This window comes from Enterococcus sp. AMC1086 (assembly GCF_058216575.1).
In genome coordinates this window covers 1,397,878-1,419,103 of the sequence record NZ_CM177100.1, presented here as the reverse complement: position 1 = coordinate 1,419,103, position 21,226 = coordinate 1,397,878, and the positions used below count along the sequence as shown (strand labels likewise).

Here is a 21,226-nt window from a genome sequence, read left to right as displayed (position 1 = left end):
CTAGCCTTAAGTTATCTGAATAAACGGTAGAATCAACCTCATTTTAATAGATCAAACTAAACCTACACGTTCAAAAATAATGTCAACATTTTTCAAATGATAATTATAATCAAACGCATCATTTAATTCTTCTTTAGATAAAATCGAAGTTATTTTTTCGTCTGCGTCAAGTAATGGTCTAAACGCAGTTTGATGATCCCAAGCGTATGCCGTTTTGGGCTGTACTAAATCATAAGCCGCTTCTCTTGCCATGCCGTGATCAATCAATTTCAGCAACACACGTTGACTGTAAATCAGACCGTATGTTGCATCCATATTTCGTTTCATATTTTCAGGAAATACTGTTAAATTTTTAACTATAGTAGAAAAACGATTCAACATATAATCCAGTAAAATTGTTGTATCTGGAATAATAATTCGTTCTGCTGAAGAATGAGAAATATCACGTTCATGCCATAAAGTCACATTTTCATAAGCCGTCACCATATGCCCACGAATGACACGAGCAAGTCCTGTCATATTTTCAGAACCGATCGGGTTTCGTTTATGCGGCATTGCGGAAGAGCCTTTTTGACCTTTTGCAAAAAACTCTTCAACTTCACGTGTCTCTGATTTTTGTAACCCACGAATTTCAGTCGCGAATTTTTCAATACTCGTTGCAATCAAAGCCATCGCTGATAGATATTCTGCATGCAAATCACGAGGTAAAACTTGAGTAGAAATTTCTTGCGCTCGAATCCCTAGATGTTTACAAACATATTCTTCAACAAAAGGAGAAATATTCGCAAATGTTCCAACCGCTCCACTGATTTTTCCTGCCTCTACGCCTTTTGCGGCATGTTCAAAACGCTCAACATTTCGTTTCATCTCGGAATACCACAAAGCCAGCTTCAATCCAAATGTCGTTGGTTCAGCATGAACACCGTGCGTTCGTCCCATCATGACTGTATGTTTATGCTCCTTCGCTTTTTCACCAATTATTGTCGTAAATTTTTTTAAATCCTCCCGCAAAATATCATTGGCTTGTTTTAGTAAATAACCGTAGGCTGTATCGACCACATCCGTACTTGTCAAGCCGTAGTGTACCCACTTGCGCTCTTCTCCTAATGTTTCGGATACTGCACGTGTAAACGCCACTACATCATGTCTTGTTTCAGCTTCGATTTCTAAAATACGCTCAACGTCAAAAGAGGCGTTGTTACGGATTTTTTGTACATCTTCTTTTGGAATATCTCCTAATTCAGCCCAAGCTTCATCGGCTAAAATCTCTACTTCTAACCAAGCACTGTATCGATTCTCATCTGTCCAAATAGCACCCATTTCAGGTCGTGTATAACGATCAATCATTCGTTTATTAACTCCTTTTTAATCCCAAATATTGGTTTGATAAATATCTTCTAGTGTCTCAAACACATCTTCTGTTAAAATAGTGATATGCCCCATTTTTCGATCTTTTTTCGCTTCTGCTTTACCGTAATAATGAAAATGCCAATTAGGTTTTTCTGAAATAACATCCATTGTCTCATAGATCTCATTTCCTAATATATTGATCATTACAGCTTCTGATAAAAGATCAACTTCAGGCAATGGCCAACCGCAAATACCACGAATGTGGGCATCAAATTGACTCATTGAACACGCTTCGATCGAGTAGTGGCCCGAATTATGCGGTCTTGGCGCCAATTCATTCACATAAATACCACCATCATTTGTCAAGAACATCTCCACAGCTAAAGTTCCTGCAAGATCCACTGCTTCTGCTATAACACGAGCAATACGTTGCGCTTCTTCTACTACTTCTTCAGATACTCTAGCTGGTGCAATCGTTTCATGTAAAATATTATTTCGATGGATATTTTCGACCACAGGAAAAACTGTGAACTTTCCTTGACCATTTCCACTTACTAATACTGAGATTTCTTTTTCGTAGGGAATCCAAGCTTCTAGTACGCAAGTCCCTTCTCTAAGAATATTCATTGATGGTGCTAAATCTGATGTACTATACAACACAAATTGCCCTTTACCATCGTAGCCGCCACGCGTTGTTTTTAAAACACAAGGATAACCAATTCCATCGATGGCATCTTGGATATCTGTTGGACTTACGATTGTTGCAAATGGGGCAATAACAATATTATTTGCTTCTAAAAAAGATTTTTCCAATAAACGATCTTGCGTAATTGCTAAGAGATCTGTTCCTTGAGGAATACTTACTAAATCTTCAACTTGCATCAATGCTCCGACATCGACATTTTCAAATTCATATGTTAATACTTGAGAACGTTTTGCCAGTTCTTCTAACGCTTCTATGTCATCATAATCAGCTAATAAATGCCAATCAGCGACTTGAGCAGCTGGACAATCAACTGTTGGATCTAACACACCCACACGAAAACCCATTTCTCGTGCACTAAGTGCCATCATTCTACCTAATTGTCCGCCACCAATAATACCGATCATTTGTCCCGGTAATAAAGGTCTATTCAAGTTCATCACTACTTTCCATCACAGTTTCTTCAAGAAATTGACGCTTCGATTCTAATTTCCCTGCTAACTCTACATCATACATGGAAAGCATCTGAACTGCAAGTAGTCCGGCGTTCTTTGCACCAGATTCTCCAATTGCAGTTGTCGCAACGGGAACTCCACCGGGCATTTGAACGATGGATAATAATGAATCTAATCCATTCAATGCCCTTGATTGAATCGGAACACCAATTACTGGTAACGTTGTTTTTGCTGCAATCATGCCTGGTAAATGGGCTGCTCCGCCTGCACCTGCGATAATGACTTTAATGCCACGATTTCGCGCTTTTTCAGAAAATTTAAACATATAGTCAGGTGTACGGTGTGCGGATATCACTTTTTTTTCATAAGAAATATTGAATTCTTCTAAACTATCACAAGCATGTTTCATTGTAGACCAATCAGATGTACTTCCCATAACAACAGAAACCACGACAGACATAACATTCCTCTTTTCTTCCTTATTCTCTTTTATTTTATCAATGGAAATCTTGAGTGTCAAAATAAAATCGAATATTATAGATATTTTTAATATTAATGTTCGCATTAAACGAGGATAAAAAGAAAAACCGAAAAATCATCCGGTTTTTCTATCTCTTACACTCTAAATTTTCTCTTCACTTTTAAGACCATTAAACAATAAATTTAAAATAATCGCTGTCAAACTGCTCATAACAATACCATTTCCGGTAAACATTCTCAGTGTTTCCGGCATTTGTTGAAACAACGTCGGAAGCATATTAAATCCTAATCCAAAACCAATTGAAATCGCAATAATCAATAAATTTTTATCATTATTGTAATCAACTTTTGACAACATACGCATACCTTGTACCGCGACCATCCCAAACATCACTAGCATTCCGCCGCCTAACACAGGTTCTGGAATGATTTGAGCAACCGCCCCAACTTTCGGTAATAAGCCTAATGCAATCAAGAAAACAGCAGAATAATAAATCGGTTTTCTTGTTTTGATGCCTGAAAGCTGGACCAACCCAACATTTTGAGAAAAACCAGTATAAGGGAATGTATTGAAAATACCACCTAAAATAACTGCTAAACCTTCTGCACGATAGCCTTTCTTCAATTCCTCTTCACCGATGCGCTTACCTGTAATATCACCCAGAGCAAAATAAACACCTGTCGATTCAACCATACTAACAATCGAAATAATGATCATCAATACAATTGAAGAAACATCAAAGGTTGGCGTACCAAAGTAAAAAGGCTGCGGAAAATGAAACCACGTCGCCTCACCAACTGGCGCTAAATTTACTTGTCCTAAAATAGCTGCAAGAATAGTGCCGCCGACTAAACCAACTAACACAGCAATCGATTTGATGAATCCTCTACCCCATATTTGAATAATAATGATAAGTCCAATCGTTACAAATGCCAAAAGTAAATTCGTGCCATCACCAAAGTTCGGATCACTTGCTAGTCCCCCACCCATCTTTTCAACTGCAACTGGTATCAGCGTTAAGCCGATCACAGTAATAACCGTTCCAGTGACTAGTGGAGGAAATAATTTTTTGATTTTGGAAAATATTCCCGAGATCAGTACAACAAAAATCCCTGAAGCAATGATCGAGCCATAAATCGCACCGACACCTTTATCACTACCAATCATAATCAATGGTGCAACTGCTTGAATCGCACAACCAAGAACCACAGGTAAGCCAATTCCAAAAAATTTATTTACAGTCAACTGCAGTAAAGTTGCAATTCCACACATAAAAATATCGATCGAAATCAAATACGTCATTTGTTCTGAATTAAAATTCAAACCCGTTCCGATCAGCAATGGTACAGCAACTGCTCCAGCATACATCGCCAATAAATGTTGTAGACCCAAGACTGCTGCCTTACCGTTTTCAGTCTCTGATCGATCGATCTGTTTGGTTTGCTTTCTTTCACTTTCCAAGTTATGCATCCCCCTCAAGAAACTCGACTTCTCCATTTTTCAAAGAAGCAATACGGGCTAATGATACAACACGCATCCCCATTTCTTCTAATAATTCTCGTCCATCTTGGAAAGACTTTTCAATAACAATACCGATTCCATCAACTTCAGCACCTGCTTGTTGGCATAATTCAACTAATCCTTTTGCTGCTTGGCCATTTGCTAAAAAATCATCAATGATCAATACTTTATCTTCGTTAGATAAAAATTTTCTTGAAATGGAGATTTGACTTGTGACTTGTTTAGTAAAAGAATAAACAGAAGTTGTCAGTAATTCTTCATCCATAGTCAAACTTTTTGCTTTACGTGCAAAAATCATCGGTACATCTAATTTTTTAGCTGCAAAAAGAGCCGGCGCAATCCCTGAAGCTTCGATTGTAACGACCTTTGTGATACCAGCTTTTACAAATACTTCAGCAAAACGATTGCCGATAGCCTCCATTAAATCAGGAGCCACTTGATGGGTAACAAAACTATCTACTTTTAAAACCCCTTCACCCAAAACATGCCCATCCTCTTTGATTCGTTGCACTAATTCTTCCATTTCATCTGACTCCTTCACCGTTTTTTCTATGTGACATTTTCTATAAAAACAAAAAAACCTTTTCTGCATAAGCAAAAAAGGGTCTAAGACGCTTCTTCACTTATAGACCAACATTTACGGTGTTGGGTAGAAACGATCATCCTTATTATGATCATATATAAGCTTTTAGTTATTAGTATACAATAGTATAGAATTCTGAAAATTTCAATAAAAAAAGATTTTTTTCATTGAAATTTTACAGAGTCTCTCATTAATTCTAAAAATCAGCTCGCTCTATCAGTATTGATCGCAACGAATTTATTTTTTGATAAAAGCAGGATTTCCGCCAGTGGGTAACGCAGTATTTTTAGGCACTAATTTTATTTCGATTGCTTCTAAACGTTTTGATAGACCTTGTGTCCCAGCCGATTGACCGTTTTTAGTCCACGCTTGCCAACCATAAGTTTGAGAATGAACACGATAATGGATATCATAATTAGTTGCTACCCCACCGTTTAGTTGAATTTGGATTGCTTCTAATCTTTTTTTCATGCCCGTTGTCCCACTTAATCCATCGTTTGATTTCCAATCTTGCCAACCAATACTTTGGATATGTGTCTTATACTGGATATTCCCATTAACAGAAGGATCAAGTTTAATTTGAATACCTTCTAAGCGTTTTGATTTTCCGACAGATCCACTTGTTTGACCAGACTCAACGTAATCCCCCCAGCCGAAAGATTCCAGATGAGTTCTATAACTTAGAGCTTTCAAATTAGTATCATTGTCATTTTTTTTAATGACTCTCACAGCAAAACTTGGGTTAAAGTAAGCAGTTGAATTGATTTTTACTACTTCTTTTTCATTTGGTGCATGGATATATTGCCCATTACCGATCGCAATCGCTACATGGTATGTATTTCCTTTAGCACCCCAAAAGTACAAATCACCAGGTTCCGCTTGTGCAACACTGATTTGTTCCCCAGCTTTTTCTTGAGGTATGGTATAATCACCAATATTTTTTCCTGTTACCTGTAAATAGACATAACGTGTTAATCCTGAGCAATCAAATACATTAGGTCCTTTGCCGCCCCACGCATAGGGTTTGCCTAAATGTCTCTTCGCTTCAGTGACCACTTGGTTTTTCTGAGTAGTTGAAGATGGCATCATACTTCTAGCTGCTGGTTCTTCTTGAATATTTTCTAAAGAAAAATCAGGCATTTCTTGAATTTGCTGAATTTGTTCCGCGGTAAATCCTGATTCAAGCGCTGCTTGGTAATCTTCCTCATTCATTGTTTCTGTCGCTTCAGTTGCTAAAGATGCTCCACTTGCAGCAAATAACAATAGCGCCGCACCCATCACATAACAATATTTTTTCATATTTTCCCCACTCCTAAAATCATTTTCCTTAATCATAACATAAAACAAATTAATTTTCGGTTAGTAAAACTATTTTTTTATTTATACTATTTTCGAAATGTCGTTTTCAAGACAAATTGTAACCAGTTATAACAAGATCAAAAGAATCAACGAGCCCTAGACACTAATACAATAGTTTAGTCTTGACTCATTGATTCTCAATTGTTACATTACAAATTTAATTTTTTCTACTTAAGCATCATTTTCTTTTTCTAGATTTCTATATTTGTTCATTTTTTGACTAAAAAGCTCACCATTACTTGGCGGTGTAAACGTGATTGCATTGGCACCAGCGTCAATCGTTTCTGTGATTGATTCATCCGTCGGTCCACCAGTCGCAATAATTGGTAATTCCGGATACTTCTCTCTGAAAAATTTAACAGTCTTAGCTGTATCCTTTCCCGCACTGATATTGATCATCGTAACACCTGCCGCTATTTTTTCATCGATTGGCGTGTGAATTGAGGTGACCGTACTAACTACAGGAATATCAACAACTTCACAAACCATTTCAACTGTTTCGACAGGGGTCGGTCCATTTAGAACAACGCCGATCGAACCTTGTGCTTCAGCAAAAAGACTCATATAAGCAGAACGCTGTCCTTGTGTCAATCCACCTCCAACACCTGAAAAAACAGGAATATCGGCTGCTTCAATGATACTTTTAGTAATTGCCGGGTGCGGCGTGAATGGATAAACTGCAATCACTGCATTTGCATCTGTATTTCTAATAATTGCGATATCTGTCGTAAAAATAATTGATTTTATTTTTTTACCAAAAATTCGAATTCCGCTAGCCTGGGCAATCACTTTTGGAACTTGAACGATATCTTGTTTTAAAGGTGTCACAATCTCTGGTACAAACTTTTCATTCATTCCATCCACTCCTTTTTCCTCCATTTGATTAATGATCATATTGATCGAGATCATAACTCTCAATTACATGAATGACTTTGTCTGCATAAGTTGGATCTGTTGCATAACCTGCAGCTTGTAAAGCACGTGCAGCTTCTTTGTAATCTTTTGCCAAAAGAACATTTTCATACAAACGTGGATCCCATGTTACACCATTAACAAATAAACGTGTGTGATCGTCCATGGATTCTTCCCACGTATCATATACCCTGAAGTCCCCTTGAATAACGATCCATTCTTCATTGATATATTCACGAGTCTCAAGGTTGATCTTATTTTGTTCTCCGTATGCTTTGATCCCAAACAAATTATTGTACTTTGACGCAAGCGTGCTTTGTCCCCAATTCGATTCTAAAATCCCTTGACCAATGATGATACTGGGTAAAACGCCATAAGAATCTTGTAGCTCTTTTGCATGCGGACTTATTCTGTCAATAAATTGCTCTTTTGAGACTTCTTCTTTTTGTTGAATAGACTTTTCTTCTTTTTTTGAACTGTCTGATAATACATTGATTGAAAAGATAAACGCTAGACCAACGATCAACAAACCGGCAAAAAGTGCTGGTAAATTCGATTTTCTATTTTTTTTCTTCTTATACCTTGGACTTTTCATACATTCCCTACTTTGTTTTGTATTCATCCCTACACTAATTTTTCAGTTTAGGACAATCGCTGACTGATTATATCAGTTTTTTTCCTGACAATCAATCAACAGCTGTTGTAGTCGTGGTTGTCGATGTTTTCGTTTGTATCTCAGATGAAGTTGATGGAACAATTGTACTTGTCGTTTTTGTCTCATCGCTGCTCGTTTTTGTTTTCTCTTTTGGTGTAGTATGACCGAAAAGAACAAAAATAACAGCACCTAATACTATGATAACGGATATAATTCCTAAAATTTGTTTCACAATAATACTCCTTACTTATTCACCAACGTAAGTACCCATCAAGTTTTCATTTACCCAATCGAGTAATTCAACTTTTGACCCTTTCAACTGTGCTTGTAATGTTGCTGGTAATCGAAAAGTTACAATATCGTCAAATCCCCATTCACCATATGAAACTGTTACTTTCAACTCAATAAAAGCTTGTTCTTTTTCTTCATTACTTGCTTTTGACGGTATCAACTCGGCAAGTCCTACTCCAGACTGCAACCATTTTTTAGCAATCAACGTTTTTAAACGTTTGTATTCTGAAACGGCAATATTTCTTTTTTCAGGAAATAAAATCGTTTGGCGTAGTATTTTTTGTGTCAACATCCATTCATAATCAGAAAATAAGTTTTTTACTTTTTGCATTTCTTCTCTTGTTAAATTAATTCTACCTTTTTTCCAATTTTCCCAATTTTCTTTCGTCGTTTGAAGATACTCTGTGTAAAAGTGTTCTTCTGTTTCAAATTGCTCTATAATTGCATCGATAAGAATATCTATATACATTTGGTGCATGATATTCGCCTCCTTTATTTATTTTACTGAAAATAGCAAAAAAATGCATTACTTTGAATCATTTATTTCCATATTTTTAAGAAACATTTCATTCTCTCACCTAAATAATAAGACAATTCAGTAGTTCTGTCCAAAATAAGCCACGATTTTGAGCTTCTCATGTATAATAGTATTATAAAAAGTAAATTAGGGGGATCATTCATGAACAATTACAACTGGGGCATCATTGGACTTGGGGATATCGCAACTAGTTTCGCTGAAAGTTTTCAGCAAAAAAACAGCAAAATCACAGCGGTTGCCTCTAGAACATTAGCTAAAGCTGAACTATTTGCTAAAAAATATGATATCGCCAGAGCTTACGGCTCTTTTGAAGAGTTATTAGCAGACGAAGCGATTGATATCATCTACATTGCAGTCCCAAATCGTCAACATATCGATCATATTTTAAAAGCCTTAGTCGCAGGTAAACATGTCCTTTGCGAAAAAGCGATTACGATGAATAGCGAAGAATTGGCTGAAGCAATGAAAGTAGCAGAAGAAAAAGGCTTAGTGTTAGCTGAAGCGATGACTATTTTCAACATGCCTTTATATCAAGAACTAAGAAGCCAAATTGATTCTAAACGATTTGGAAAATTAAAAATGATCCAAGCACCTTTTGGTAGTTATAAAGAACCTGATCCGACAAACCGTTTTTTTAATCCTGATTTAGCTGGCGGAGCTCTCTTAGACATCGGTACTTATGCTGTCTCTTTTGCTCGTTGGTTTCTTACATCTCAACCTAAAGTTATTTCTTCTGTTATGCAGCCATTTTCAACTGGTGTAGACGAACAATCGGCCACTATTTTACAAAATGAAGCAGAAATGGCTACTGTGTCATTAAGTTTCCAAGCAAAAATGCCTAAACAAGGTATTGTCGCTTTTGAAGATGCTTATATTGTGATCAACGAGTATCCACGGGCAGATGAAGCAAAAATCTTTTTTAATGATGGTACTGTAGAGACGATCATTTCAGGTGATAGCAGTCAGGCTTTGAATTATGAAATCGAAAATATGGTCAAAATGATCGAAGGAAAAAAATCGAATCGTTCGCTCTTTTTAACAAAGGACGTTATCGACCTTCTGGATCAAATGCAACAACACTGGACCAACTAAAAAATACCCGCTTTTGCGGGTATTTTTTTGACTGATTTACTTATTACATTTCATTCGGTGCATGTAGACCCAACAAACGTAGATCTTCTTTAATAATAGTCGCCATCCCATAAACTAACGCTAAACGTGATTCTTTTTGCTCATCTTCAGTCAAGATTTTGACATGTGCATAATATTTATTAAATGCTTGAGCAACTTGAATCGCATGTTTTGCAATAACTGAAGGTTCATATTTTTCAGCTGCTTGCATAACAACTTCGGGGAATTTTTGCAATAGTTTAACGACTTCCCAGCTCTCTTTATCATCTAGTGCATAGTCTTTGGTCTCATCGATAGTGAAATCAGCTTTTCTTAAAATGCTCATTGCACGAGCATGCGTGTATTGGACATAGGGTCCCGTTTCTCCTTCAAAGCGGACAACTTCTTCTAAAACAAAGTCAAAATTATTCAAACGATCATTTTTTAGGTCGTGAAAAATAACAGAACCGATTCCAACCTGTCTAGCCACTTCTTCACGATTAGGTAAATCAGGATTTTTCTCCATAATTTGCTTATTCGCTAATTCAACTGCTTCATTCAATACTTCTTCTAGTAAAACAATTTTTCCTTTACGCGTCGATAATTTTTTACCACCTTGTGTGATCAAACCAAATGGTACATGTTGCATGTCTTTAGACCAATCAAAGCCAAGCTCTTTTAAAACAGCCTTTAATTGCTTGAAGTGATTACTTTGCTCATTTCCGACAACATAGATTGATTTTGCAAAGTCATAAGTACGTTTGCGGTAAACAGCTGCGGCTAAATCACGTGTGATGTACAGTGTTGCACCATCTGATTTTTTAATCAACGCAGGATTTAGGTCATAGGCTGACAAATCGACAATTTCAGCCCCTTGGTTTTCTTGCAACAGATGTTTTTCTTCTAACATCGTGACAATTTCAGCCATTTTATCGTTGTAGAATGCTTCTCCATTATATGAATCAAAAGAAACTTCCAACATAGAATATATTTTATCAAATTCTTTTAATGACTCTGTACGGAACCATTGCCACAATTCAGTGGCTACTGGGTCACCTTCTTCTAGTTTTTTAAACCAAGCACGCGCTTCTTCATCTAGTTCGGGTTGTGTTTCAGCCTCTTCATGAAACTGTACATATAGACGTAATAATTCGGTGATCGGTGCTGTTTTAACGGATTCTTCTGATCCCCATTTTTTGTATGCCACAATCAGTTTACCAAATTGTGTCCCCCAATCGCCTAAATGGTTGATACGAACAGGTGAATAACCAATTTTTTCAAGGATAAACGCAATCGAATTTCCGATTACTGTGGAGCGCAGATGTCCCATTGAAATTGGTTTGGCAATATTAGGGGAAGACATGTCAATCGGTACATTGCCTTCACCAATCGAACTGTCACCATAATGCCCTTTTTGTTTGGCAATCTGACCAATCACTGTCTGACTGACCATCTTTTTATTCATGAAAAAGTTCAAATAAGGGCCAATTACTTCGATTTTTTCAAAATCAGTGCCTGTGATTTTTTCTGCTAATTCAGCAGCGATTTGTTGAGGTGCTTTGCGGTAAACTTTTGCCAATGAAAATGCTGGAAAAGCGACATCTCCATGGTCGACAGATTTTGGATTTTCCAATAATTGTGTGACTGTTTCTAAGGAAAGGTCCTCTTTTACTACGTCATAAATGGCTTTCGCTACGATTTCTTTGTTATTCATGGATATCCTCCTATATGATTGATTTTCTATTGTTTGATAGAGATTGATCAACAATTAATTATCACTTTTGTTCAAAAATTCTTCTTTTTGAGCAATCGACAACATCATTTTGTCTGTGTGTGATTTAGATGATTGATGGTTTCTGGTATGGCAACGTGTCTTTCTGATACCTTGGATCGTGCATCATAAAATCACTTCGTCTTTTTAGTCGCCAAGTATTGTTCACAATCTACTTTGACTAAGTCAGTCGTAGTGGTTCACAACAAAAAGTCCCTAGTGTTAAAAACACCAGAGACGAGATTTTCCCGCGGTACCACTCTAATTGTCCGTTCATTTGACGGACCCACTTAATCTAGTAACGGTAGACTGCCGTCTGCATAAGCAGATTCTCGAAAGTGCGTTTCCTTCATTTAACTATTTTCGGCTTTCACCTTCCCGAAATCGCTTAGACAATTTTTAATGAAGTACTCTCTTTTTCAATGAATCATTATTAAACTGGGTTCATTATAGCAAATATTTTTCTCTATGCCTAGTCTTGTCAGTTGATTTTTAAGTTTAAATGTTCATAAAGGACAAACTAGGATCTGCATTTAAGTGATAATCTGCATAATGTCCTTTATCGGCTTCTATGAATGCTGCTGCACCTATCATTGCCGCATTATCCCCACATAATCTAAGTGGTGGAACAATGAAGGTTACGCCTTGAAGTTCACTAGCTACTTCTTTACTAAAACGATCACGTAATCCTTTATTCGCTGCAACGCCGCCTGCCATCACTAATTGCTTGACTGGGTATTCTTTACAGGCTCGAATTGTTTTAGCAGCCAGTACATCGATAACGCTTGCTTGAAAACTCGCAGCCAAATCTTTAACTATCAATTTTTCGCCACGTTGTTCAGCATTATGAACCGTATTGATAAATGAACTTTTCAACCCACTAAAACTAAAATCATAATTGTCCTCTTTGATCATTGCCCGAGGAAAATGATACGTATCTTGCCCAAGATGAGCCAACTCGTCAATCTCTTTACCACTCGGATAAGTTAAACCTAACACTCTACCTACTTTATCGTATGCTTCACCAGCAGCATCATCTCTTGTTTCACCAATTATTTCAAATGAACCCGTTTCTTTCATGTATACTAATTCTGTATGACCACCGCTGACTAATAAAGCCATCAACGGAAACTGCAATGGTTCCACAAACCGAGCGGCATAAATATGTCCAGCCATGTGATTGACTGGAATCAATGGCAAATCATGTGCCCACGCAAATGCCTTAGCCGCAGAGATACCAATCAACAAAGCACCCACCAAACCAGGTCCATATGTAACAGCTACACCACTCAAATCCTTTGGTTTTACGTCTGCTGCTGCTAAAGCGTCATCAATACATAAAGTAATTTCTTCTACATGATGACGACTAGCAACTTCTGGCACAACACCACCAAAACGTTGATGACTTTTTACCTGAGAAGCCACGATATTCGATAAAATTTCGGCACCATCTTCAATAACTGCAACGCTTGTTTCATCACAACTACTTTCAATAGCTAATAGTAATTTTCTTTCTTTATTAAAAAAAGTCATTGATTCACTTCCTTAACTTTTAAACACATAACGATTCCGTCTTCTTTAGGGTGACTATAATAGCCCTTTCGATAATTAATCGTTTTAAAGCCATTTTTTTCATATAATTTTTTTGCGCTTGTATTAGATGCTCGAACCTCCAAAAAGACCTGACAAATTTCTTGCTTAACAAATTTTTGAATCAGTTGATTTATCAGTTTGTCACCATATCCTTTATGTTGAAATTCTTTATGAATCACGACATGGGTAATTTCAGCTTCATCTAAAACAAAATGATAGCTAACAAAACCGATCCAGCTACCTTCTTTAATCAATACAAGGTATTCGCTCGTCTTTTGAGCTAAGTCAACGCAAAATTGTTCCGTCGACCAAGGTGAGCCGTTGGTATATGAGCCTTCACTTATCGACCAAAGATTTTCGGCAAGTTTTTGTGTTGGTAATTGTTTTTTTGAATAATACATCGCTTCACTTTTCATTTAAATATAGAATCATTTCTAAGGCATCTTCTTTATTCTCTGTATAATAGTTCGGTTTGATTGTATTTGAGACAAAGTCAAGTTGTCGATAAACGCGCTGAGCATTTTTATTGCTAATCCTGACTTCTAGAGAAACTTTTTCACACTCATTGGCTCTTGCAAAGTCAAGGACTTCTCTAATCAAAAAACGACCGATTCCGTTTCCTTGGTTTTGAGTCAAAACTGCAACGTTCGTAATATGAGCATCTTTTCCAAAAATACGACAGCCTATAAAACCTATCGTTTTTCCTTCTTTTTGAATGAGTAAGTACAGGTGCGGATCTGAAGATTGGAGCTCAACTAAAAAAGCTGTTTTAGTCCAAGGTAATTCTCCAGCGTACACTTCTCTTTCGATTGAAAGTAAATCTTTGATGTCGTCAAGATTAATGCCACGAACAAAATACTCTTGATTGGCTATTTCTACAGTTTTCTCGTCATATGGACGATTTTTAAAAAAAATACCTAAAATATTATGAAAAAGATTAAATTTTTTCAACATAATTTTCTACCTCAGATGTATGTTCTTTTAGCCAATTCTCCTCAGCTTCTACTCGTTTTAAATAGTTGGGTAAAAATTGATGGCTATCAATTTCAGGTTCAGCTAATCTACCAAGCTCTGCTAAAACTGCACCATTTGGAATTTGCCATTCAGAAATTGTACAGATTTTTGCATGAGGTACTACTGATTCGATTTGCGAACGGAATTTTTCAACATCTTCCCCGACAAAGTATAGCTGGTCAACTGTTTTTAATTGTTCTAGCCATTCTTTCATCGCAATGTGTCGATCAGCGATCCTCATTGTCAAAATACCATCGACATATTCATAAGCTCCAGTGTATACATTATTTCTTCTAGCATCAAAAACTGGAACGATCGTCCCTTTTACCATAACACAATTTGCGGCTAATGTTTTTAAGCTAGAGATGCCTACTAATTCTTTTTTCAATGTATATGCTAATGTTTTTGCTGTTGTTACACCTATTCGCAACCCTGTATATGATCCTGGCCCTTGAGCCACAACAATGCGGTCAAAATCATTTGGTGTTAATCCAACCTCTTTCACGAGTTGGGTAATCGCTGGCATCAAAGTTAAGCTATGGTTTCTTTTAACTGTGATTGTGTATTGTCCTATTATCTTCTTCTCTTCACAAACAGCAACTGTCAATGTCTGATTCGAAGTATCAATTGCTAAAATTCGCACAAAAAAGTTCCTTTCTTTCATCTAGTTGGTTAATTGTAGCATATTTTTATTCGTTCGTAAAAAAACGAGTGGTTAAAAGGAAAGAAGGACAAAAACGCCCGTCACGCTTTGTCCTAGTTTTGTTATTACTTGATATTTGCCTCTAAATAATCGATCAATGGTTTACTGATATTTGTTGCCGTATCATTTTTTCTAGAATCTTCCACCATGATCATAGCTGAAAAATGATTATTACTTCGATCCATCGCTAATAGAAAACTATTTTCTTTCCCAACCGTATCTTGTTTGTCTTTGATTTCAGCTGTTCCTGTTTTTGCTGCTAAAGAGAACTCTGGATTATACATATTGTGGACATAACCGGTCTCATCTTCTACACTGCCCAGTAAATCAGTTACGATCGTATTTGCTGCGTTTGAACTGATGACATTTTCTTTTGTTTTTGTTTCTTTATTCAACTCTATTTTTGGATAAACCAGTTTCCCTTCATTTTGAAACACTGTATACATTGTTGCTTGCTGGATTGGTGTAACCAACAACTGTCCTTGCCCGTAACCTGTATCAGCTAACAAAATCTCTGAATTGAATTTGTCTTCATTAGAAATTTGTGCAGGATTCATTGGAATTGATAAATCTAATTTCTCACCAAAGATAAATTTGTCTAATCCTTTTCTAAATGTGTCTTCTCCCATCCGCAATGTTTGCTGCGCAAAATAAATATTGTCAGAATTCACTAGAGCGGTTCTTAGATTTACAGGGCTAGCTTCTTTCACACGAGTGACAAAATAATCACCCCATGAAGCATCTTTTTGCCATTTTAAGCCATTGATCGCAATTTCTTCATCAGGCTTCAAGGTGCCAGCATCTAAGCCAATCGCACCAGTAATTGTTTTAAATGTCGAACCCGGAGCATAACCTGTCGCAAATCTAGCTGTAAATGGTAAATTTTCATTATTTGCATAGCCATCATAATCGGCTTGGGAAATTCCATTTGCCATCTTATTTGGATCAAACGATGGAGAACTAGCAGCTGCTAATAAGTCACCTTGTTGTGGATTCATAATAACTGCACTACCCGGGCGATTATTAAAAATATCATAAGCTTGTGATTGCACATTTTTATCAATCGTCAATTGTATTTTTTCGCCGTCTTTTTTGTCCGTTTTTTGCAAGATACTTTTCTCATTGCCATTTTCATCCGTAATGGTGATGTTACCGCCATCTTGTCCGCGCAATTGCTTGTCATAAGCTTGTTCCAATCCGACTTTTCCAATTACACCAGTACTACTCAACGTTGGATCTTTTTCGATATCTTCTGCTGTGATCTTACCGACGTATCCGACCAATTGAGCAGCTGATTCTTTTAATGGGTAATAACGAACAATTGTATCTTGAGAAGCGGCTCCTTTTGGCAAGGTTGTTATTGGATCAAAAGAAATTGCCAAAGGAACAAACGCATCTGGCTTGACCCAATCTTGTTTGAGCATTTGCTCGATGTCCTCGACAGAAATTTTGAATTGATCACTGAACGCTTTGATATTCTCTGTTTTTTCCTGACCTTCCCCAAGTTTGCATGGTACGATCCCAACTTGATCAAAAGCCTGATTAACGGCTAACCCCTCTCCATTGCGATCAACTATTTCTCCTCTTGTTGCAGTATCAATACCAATTGAGATTTTATCTTGACCAGCCATTTCTGGAAAAATCAGATTAGGTGCCCAATTGATTTTATAACGTTCTCCTTCTTTTTTGATCGTCGTTTTATAGGATAGGTCTTTTAAATTTCCTAAAGGTGTCGTCATCTCTAATTTATAGGTAAACGTATACTGTCCCTCTTTATCTTGTGCTACGTTGATCTCTTTACTTTTAATTCCTTCCGCTTGGATACCTGAAAAAACTGTTTGGTATTTTTCTACGACTCTATCGTTGTCATAGCCGCTTTCTTTTACAGAAGTTTCATTTAATAGCTCAGGAAATTTCTCAAATTCTTGTTTTGAAAGATGGTCTAAAAACGTCTCAGCAGATTTTTCTGCTTTACTTAGTTCTTGTGCCTTTTGCCATGAGCTATAGGCAAAATAGCCTCCCACTACGGCCGCAGCTAAAACGACTCCGCTAACAGCTAAAATCACTGTTTTATTTGATTTTTTTTTGCTTCTTTTCTCCATTTTTTCAATCCCCCAAGTCCATGATTCTATTTCTTCTTATTTATTATACCTCATCTAGCAAAGTCTACGGAAGAAAAATGAGACTTTTTCAACTATTTAGGTCATTTAACTTGGTTCATTTTCTATTTTGCCATTAGCTTCTAATGGTATTTATATTGCGCTTACTTGTGGTATACTATTTTTACTTAGTACTTTTTACATAGCTTTATGGGCTAGTCCTTTGCTTTTAGATCTCATCAATTCTTAATTGCTACAGCTTTAAGAGGTGAAGATATCAGGAAATGAGCAGGATGAGTCCATTACGCTTTTAAATTTAGGAGGACATTCGAATGGGAATTATTAAAGCAGCAGCAAGTGCTATCGGCGGCGGATTGGCTGATCAATGGATCGAAGTTATTGAGCCTGATAATATGGGCGACACAACGGTTATGACGAAAGGCGTTTTTGTTCGAAAAAATGATAAACGAGGATCAAATCGCAAAGGAACCGAAGATGTTTTGACAGATGGCTCGGTTATTCACGTCTATCCAAATATGATGATGATTCTAGTCGATGGTGGAAAAATAATCGATTATACTGCAGAAGAAGGCTATTACACAGTTAAAAATGATTTAGCCCCTTCTGCGTTTAACGGATCATTAAAAGATGCCGTCTCGGAAACGTTTGATCGTTTTAAGTTTGGTGGTGTGACACCACAAAAACAACAAGTTTTTTATATCAACTTACAAGAAGTCAAAGGAATCAAGTTTGGTACATCGTCACCAATCAATTATTTCGATAATTTTTATAATGCTGAACTATTTTTACGAGCGCATGGGAACTATTCGATTAAAATTACTGATCCTTTATTATTTTTCTCAAATGCAATCCCAAGAAATAAATCACAAGTAGACATCAATGATATCAACGAACAATACTTAGCTGAATTTTTAGCGGCACTCCAATCTGCTATCAATAAAATGTCAGCAGACGGTGAACGAATTTCTTATGTTCCATCTAAAAGCCTAGAATTAAGTAAATATATGGGGCAAGTACTAGATGACGAATGGCGCGAACTTCGTGGGATGGAGATTGTTTCTGTTGCAGTTGCTAGTATTTCTTATACCGATGATTCAACTAAATTGATCAACATGCGTAACCAAGGTGCTATGCTTAGTGATGCTGGAGTTCGTGAAGGCTATGTGCAAGGCGCGATGGCTCGTGGTATGGAAGCGGCTGGAAATAATGAAGGTGGCGCAATGAACGGGTTTATGGGTGTTGGTATGGGAATGAATACAAGTGGTAATTATTTTGCTCAAGCCTCTCAAACCAATCAACAACAAATGCAAGAAAAACAAAATCAACAAAATGCACAAGGATCTACAGATACTTGGACGTGTCCACAATGTGGAACCGAGAACAATGGTAAATTCTGCTCAAATTGCGGTACGCCTAAACCAACCAATGAGCAACCAAAATTGGAAATGAAATGTAGCGAATGTAGTGAAATCGTTGATTTGGCTAATGGCATTCCAAAGTTCTGTCCACATTGTGGCAAACCATTTCAAGGGATTCCATTATAAACCAAGGAAATTGGGCTGGGCGACCGTGTCTTGCCCTTTTTCTTTCTAATTTAAAGGAATAAAACAATCTAAGCATCACCAATGACTCTTTTAATTTATTATCCAAAGAAAGGAATAATCATGACGGATACGTTTACACACAAATGCCCAAACTGCGGGGGTCCTTTATTATTTGATCCCAAAGATCAAAAGTTTCATTGTGAATACTGTTTAAGCGTTTACACGGAAGCTGAAGTCACCGCTTATGAAGCTTCACAACGAGACGCACATTTAGAAAAAAACACTGATCAGACTTATGAATCAGATTTAACTTTTACTGCTGATTCACAGGTAGATGAAATGACTGTTGAAGAAAAATCAGCTTTTAAAGAAGCTAGTGGAACAGATACTATGGATGAAGATACCTTGGAAGGTGCCATGGAATTATTCGATTGTCCAAGTTGTGGTGCTCAAATCGTCACGGAAGCAACGACTGCGGCCACCTACTGTTATTATTGTCATAATCCTGTTGTCTTATCTGGACGTTTGAGTGGAAAGTTCCTTCCAGAAAAAGTTTTACCTTTTGCTATCGAAAAAGAAGAAGCGGTGGAAAAGTTTTTAGCTTGGGCAAAAAAGAAATGGTTTATTCCTAAAGACTTTTTCAACAAAGAACAAATTGATAAAATGACAGGCGTTTATTTTCCATACTGGGTTGTAGATGCCCAAATCGACGGTCAGATGAGTGGTTTGGGAACAACTATCCGTATTTGGCGTATCGGTGACATTGAATATACTGAAACAAAGCAATTTGATGTGCAAAGGCAAGGCAAAATTTCTTTTAAAGAATTGATCAAGAATGCTCTTTCTAAAAATGTCCAACAAAAAATGGTTGAAGCAGTCCAGCCTTTTTTATTAGATAAAGCTGTTTCATTTAAAAGTCAATATTTAGCAGGATTTCAAGCAGAAAAACGAGATATTGAATACGAAGCAATCCAACAATCTATTCAAAATGAACTAAAAGAGTATTCTGAATCCATACTAAGAGATACAGCTTCTGGCTATACCACCTTGACAAAACTACGCACAGATATTTCTTTAGACAACGAAAAAAATCACTATATGCTTTTACCGATTTGGGTCGTTACTTATCGTAGCAATGATCAGTCAAAAAAAGTTTATTACTATGCTATGAACGGACAAACAGGAAAAGTCAGTGGTATTTTACCGATCAGTTACAAACGATTAGGACTGTTTACATTTGGCATTTTTGCTGCAATCTTAGCTATTTTTCTGATCGGAGGTTGGTTTATATGAGAAAGGTTTTTCCTGCACTATTTATTCTCATTTTTTTAGTATTCGGTTTTTCTTCCACTGTTCAAGCTGCAGAAGATCCAATTGATGATCAGGCTGCTCTTTTTACAGCAGAACAGATCGTTCAGCTAAAAGAAGCAATTGCACCAATCGAAGCTAAAACCAAAGCCCGCGTTTTTATCGTGACAAATACTGATAACGAAATGGATTCAAAAAGATTCGCGGATTATTATATGCTTGAGCGTATTGGAAAAAATCAAAATGGCATCACGTTTTATATTGATATGAGCCAGAGTAAATTTATTATTTCCACTTCTGGTAATATGATTGATTATTTAACCGATAAGCGAATAGACCAAACCTTAGATGCTATTGAACCAAGTATGAAAAGCGGCAACTATTTTGAGGCAGCTCAAAGTTTTCTAGATAAGACCAGTTATTACTTCGATCAAGGCGTGCTTGGTGGTCATTATCGCGTCGATACTGAAACAGGTAAAGTCACTCGTTATAAAACTTTGACCAAAACAGAAATCATGATTGCTTTTGTAGCAGCAATCGTTTTAAGTAGTATTTTCTTTGCTATCAATATTTCAAAATACCAACTAAAATTTGGGACTTACAAATACCCATTTAAAGAAAAATCTAGTCTTGATTTAACATTACGCAATGATGTTCTGGTTAATTCATTTGTTACTACTCGCCGTATTCCTAGAAATAATTCTAGCGGTGGTGGTGGTGGCGGTGGAAGCAGCACAAATTCAACTGGTGGCGGAACATTTGGCGGCGGCGGTCGTAGTTTTTAATAGATCGTTAAAGATCCTCATTCAAATGAGAAGTAACTCGTCTCATTTGAATGAGGATCTTTTTGCAACAATGTACGTATCCTATATTTGCTGACAATTTTTAGCATTTAATCCTTCAAAAATCATCATTATTTGCCTTTCGATTGAAAAAAGTATTTTTATTTTAGTCAACTATTTAGTAATAATATAACACTGATGATAATAAAAAAATTCTCATTTACTCCATTAAAACTATATAAATTTTTAATAAAAAAATAGAAATAACTGTATTTTTTTCATTTCTAAAAATAATTTAATTACTCGCTAAAGTAATCTTGTTATTTAGCAAAATACAAGGTAGTATAGAGTTAAATAGCCCTATAAATAAAATAAATTAAATCGACCTATATTATATTGGGAATTTTTATAAACATTATTTTTGAAAAGTGAG

20 protein-coding genes, 1 riboswitch and 1 other annotated feature are annotated in these 21,226 nt (G+C 36.6%); of the genes, 4 read left to right on the top strand and 16 right to left on the bottom strand.

Annotated elements, in window-relative coordinates; translation table 11 throughout:
- Positions 1-51: 51 nt before the first annotated feature.
- The 10 genes from purB to AC4BC4_RS06535 form a co-directional block, all read right to left on the bottom strand.
- Positions 52-1,347: an adenylosuccinate lyase gene (gene purB, locus AC4BC4_RS06580; RefSeq protein ID WP_490477178.1), complete on the bottom strand. Its 1,296-nt coding sequence runs from the start codon at positions 1,345-1,347 to the stop codon at positions 52-54.
- An 18-nt stretch (positions 1,348-1,365) separates the two neighbouring features.
- Positions 1,366-2,496 carry a 5-(carboxyamino)imidazole ribonucleotide synthase gene (gene purK, locus AC4BC4_RS06575; RefSeq protein ID WP_438756255.1) on the bottom strand — a complete coding sequence of 377 codons (1,131 nt, stop codon included), beginning with the start codon at positions 2,494-2,496 and terminating at the stop codon, positions 1,366-1,368.
- Positions 2,480-2,968, bottom strand: a complete 489-nt coding sequence (gene purE / locus AC4BC4_RS06570) for a 5-(carboxyamino)imidazole ribonucleotide mutase (protein ID WP_490477177.1) — start codon at positions 2,966-2,968, stop codon at positions 2,480-2,482. The genes purK and purE overlap by 17 nt, the downstream gene beginning before the upstream one ends.
- A gap of 162 nt (positions 2,969-3,130) precedes the next feature.
- Complete coding sequence (locus AC4BC4_RS06565; protein ID WP_490477176.1) at positions 3,131-4,450, bottom strand: nucleobase:cation symporter-2 family protein; 1,320 nt, start codon at positions 4,448-4,450, stop codon at positions 3,131-3,133.
- A 1-nt stretch (position 4,451) separates the two neighbouring features.
- Positions 4,452-5,033, bottom strand: coding sequence for a xanthine phosphoribosyltransferase (locus AC4BC4_RS06560; protein ID WP_490477175.1), 582 nt, complete (start codon positions 5,031-5,033; stop codon positions 4,452-4,454).
- 83 nt (positions 5,034-5,116) lie between these two features.
- A riboswitch (purine riboswitch) is annotated at positions 5,117-5,214 on the bottom strand.
- Positions 5,215-5,330: 116 nt separating this feature from the next.
- Positions 5,331-6,392: an NlpC/P60 family protein gene (locus tag AC4BC4_RS06555; RefSeq protein ID WP_438756263.1), complete on the bottom strand. Its 1,062-nt coding sequence runs from the start codon at positions 6,390-6,392 to the stop codon at positions 5,331-5,333.
- 231 nt (positions 6,393-6,623) lie between these two features.
- Positions 6,624-7,307 (bottom strand): hydrolase, encoded by a 684-nt coding sequence (locus tag AC4BC4_RS06550; protein ID WP_490477174.1) that lies wholly within the window; start codon positions 7,305-7,307, stop codon positions 6,624-6,626.
- 28 nt (positions 7,308-7,335) lie between these two features.
- Positions 7,336-7,959: a glycoside hydrolase family 73 protein gene (locus AC4BC4_RS06545; protein ID WP_490477173.1), complete on the bottom strand. Its 624-nt coding sequence runs from the start codon at positions 7,957-7,959 to the stop codon at positions 7,336-7,338.
- Between the two features lie 91 nt (positions 7,960-8,050).
- Entirely contained in the window at positions 8,051-8,251 is a 201-nt protein-coding gene (locus tag AC4BC4_RS06540) for a hypothetical protein (RefSeq protein WP_438756269.1), read from the bottom strand.
- A gap of 15 nt (positions 8,252-8,266) precedes the next feature.
- On the bottom strand, positions 8,267-8,788 hold the full coding sequence (locus AC4BC4_RS06535) for a hypothetical protein (RefSeq protein WP_490477172.1): 522 nt from the start codon (positions 8,786-8,788) through the stop codon (positions 8,267-8,269).
- Between the two features lie 201 nt (positions 8,789-8,989).
- Here AC4BC4_RS06535 and AC4BC4_RS06530 point away from each other — a divergent pair, with 201 nt between their 5' ends.
- Positions 8,990-9,940 (top strand): Gfo/Idh/MocA family protein, encoded by a 951-nt coding sequence (locus AC4BC4_RS06530; protein ID WP_490477171.1) that lies wholly within the window; start codon positions 8,990-8,992, stop codon positions 9,938-9,940.
- Positions 9,941-9,983: 43 nt separating this feature from the next.
- On the opposite strand, the gene argS is transcribed toward AC4BC4_RS06530, so the two are convergent.
- The 6 genes from argS to pbp4 all read right to left on the bottom strand — a co-directional run bounded on the left by argS (position 9,984) and on the right by pbp4 (position 17,141).
- Positions 9,984-11,672, bottom strand: coding sequence for an arginine--tRNA ligase (argS, locus tag AC4BC4_RS06525; protein ID WP_490477170.1), 1,689 nt, complete (start codon positions 11,670-11,672; stop codon positions 9,984-9,986).
- Positions 11,673-11,959: 287 nt separating this feature from the next.
- Positions 11,960-12,161, bottom strand: a binding site (T-box leader).
- A gap of 66 nt (positions 12,162-12,227) precedes the next feature.
- Positions 12,228-13,262: a tRNA (adenosine(37)-N6)-threonylcarbamoyltransferase complex transferase subunit TsaD gene (tsaD, locus tag AC4BC4_RS06520; RefSeq protein ID WP_490477169.1), complete on the bottom strand. Its 1,035-nt coding sequence runs from the start codon at positions 13,260-13,262 to the stop codon at positions 12,228-12,230.
- Positions 13,259-13,738, bottom strand: coding sequence for a ribosomal protein S18-alanine N-acetyltransferase (gene rimI / locus AC4BC4_RS06515; protein WP_490477168.1), 480 nt, complete (start codon positions 13,736-13,738; stop codon positions 13,259-13,261). The genes tsaD and rimI (AC4BC4_RS06515) overlap by 4 nt, the downstream gene beginning before the upstream one ends.
- Positions 13,728-14,276 carry a ribosomal protein S18-alanine N-acetyltransferase gene (gene rimI, locus AC4BC4_RS06510; RefSeq protein ID WP_490477167.1) on the bottom strand — a complete coding sequence of 183 codons (549 nt, stop codon included), beginning with the start codon at positions 14,274-14,276 and terminating at the stop codon, positions 13,728-13,730. The genes rimI (AC4BC4_RS06515) and rimI (AC4BC4_RS06510) overlap by 11 nt, the downstream gene beginning before the upstream one ends.
- Positions 14,260-14,979 carry a tRNA (adenosine(37)-N6)-threonylcarbamoyltransferase complex dimerization subunit type 1 TsaB gene (gene tsaB, locus AC4BC4_RS06505; RefSeq protein ID WP_490477166.1) on the bottom strand — a complete coding sequence of 240 codons (720 nt, stop codon included), beginning with the start codon at positions 14,977-14,979 and terminating at the stop codon, positions 14,260-14,262. Before tsaB ends, rimI (AC4BC4_RS06510) begins: the two co-directional genes overlap by 17 nt.
- Before the next feature lie 125 nt (positions 14,980-15,104).
- Positions 15,105-17,141, bottom strand: a complete 2,037-nt coding sequence (gene pbp4, locus AC4BC4_RS06500; protein WP_490477165.1) for a penicillin-binding protein PBP4(5) — start codon at positions 17,139-17,141, stop codon at positions 15,105-15,107.
- A 329-nt stretch (positions 17,142-17,470) separates the two neighbouring features.
- Here pbp4 and AC4BC4_RS06495 point away from each other — a divergent pair, with 329 nt between their 5' ends.
- The 3 genes from AC4BC4_RS06495 (at position 17,471) to AC4BC4_RS06485 (ending at position 20,796) form a co-directional block, all read left to right on the top strand.
- Positions 17,471-18,703, top strand: a complete 1,233-nt coding sequence (locus AC4BC4_RS06495) for an SPFH domain-containing protein (protein WP_490477164.1) — start codon at positions 17,471-17,473, stop codon at positions 18,701-18,703.
- A 120-nt stretch (positions 18,704-18,823) separates the two neighbouring features.
- Positions 18,824-19,996, top strand: a complete 1,173-nt coding sequence (locus AC4BC4_RS06490; RefSeq protein ID WP_490477163.1) for a TFIIB-type zinc ribbon-containing protein — start codon at positions 18,824-18,826, stop codon at positions 19,994-19,996.
- Positions 19,993-20,796 carry a TPM domain-containing protein gene (locus tag AC4BC4_RS06485; RefSeq protein WP_490477162.1) on the top strand — a complete coding sequence of 268 codons (804 nt, stop codon included), beginning with the start codon at positions 19,993-19,995 and terminating at the stop codon, positions 20,794-20,796. The genes AC4BC4_RS06490 and AC4BC4_RS06485 overlap by 4 nt, the downstream gene beginning before the upstream one ends.
- The last annotated feature ends 430 nt before the right edge of the window (positions 20,797-21,226 follow it).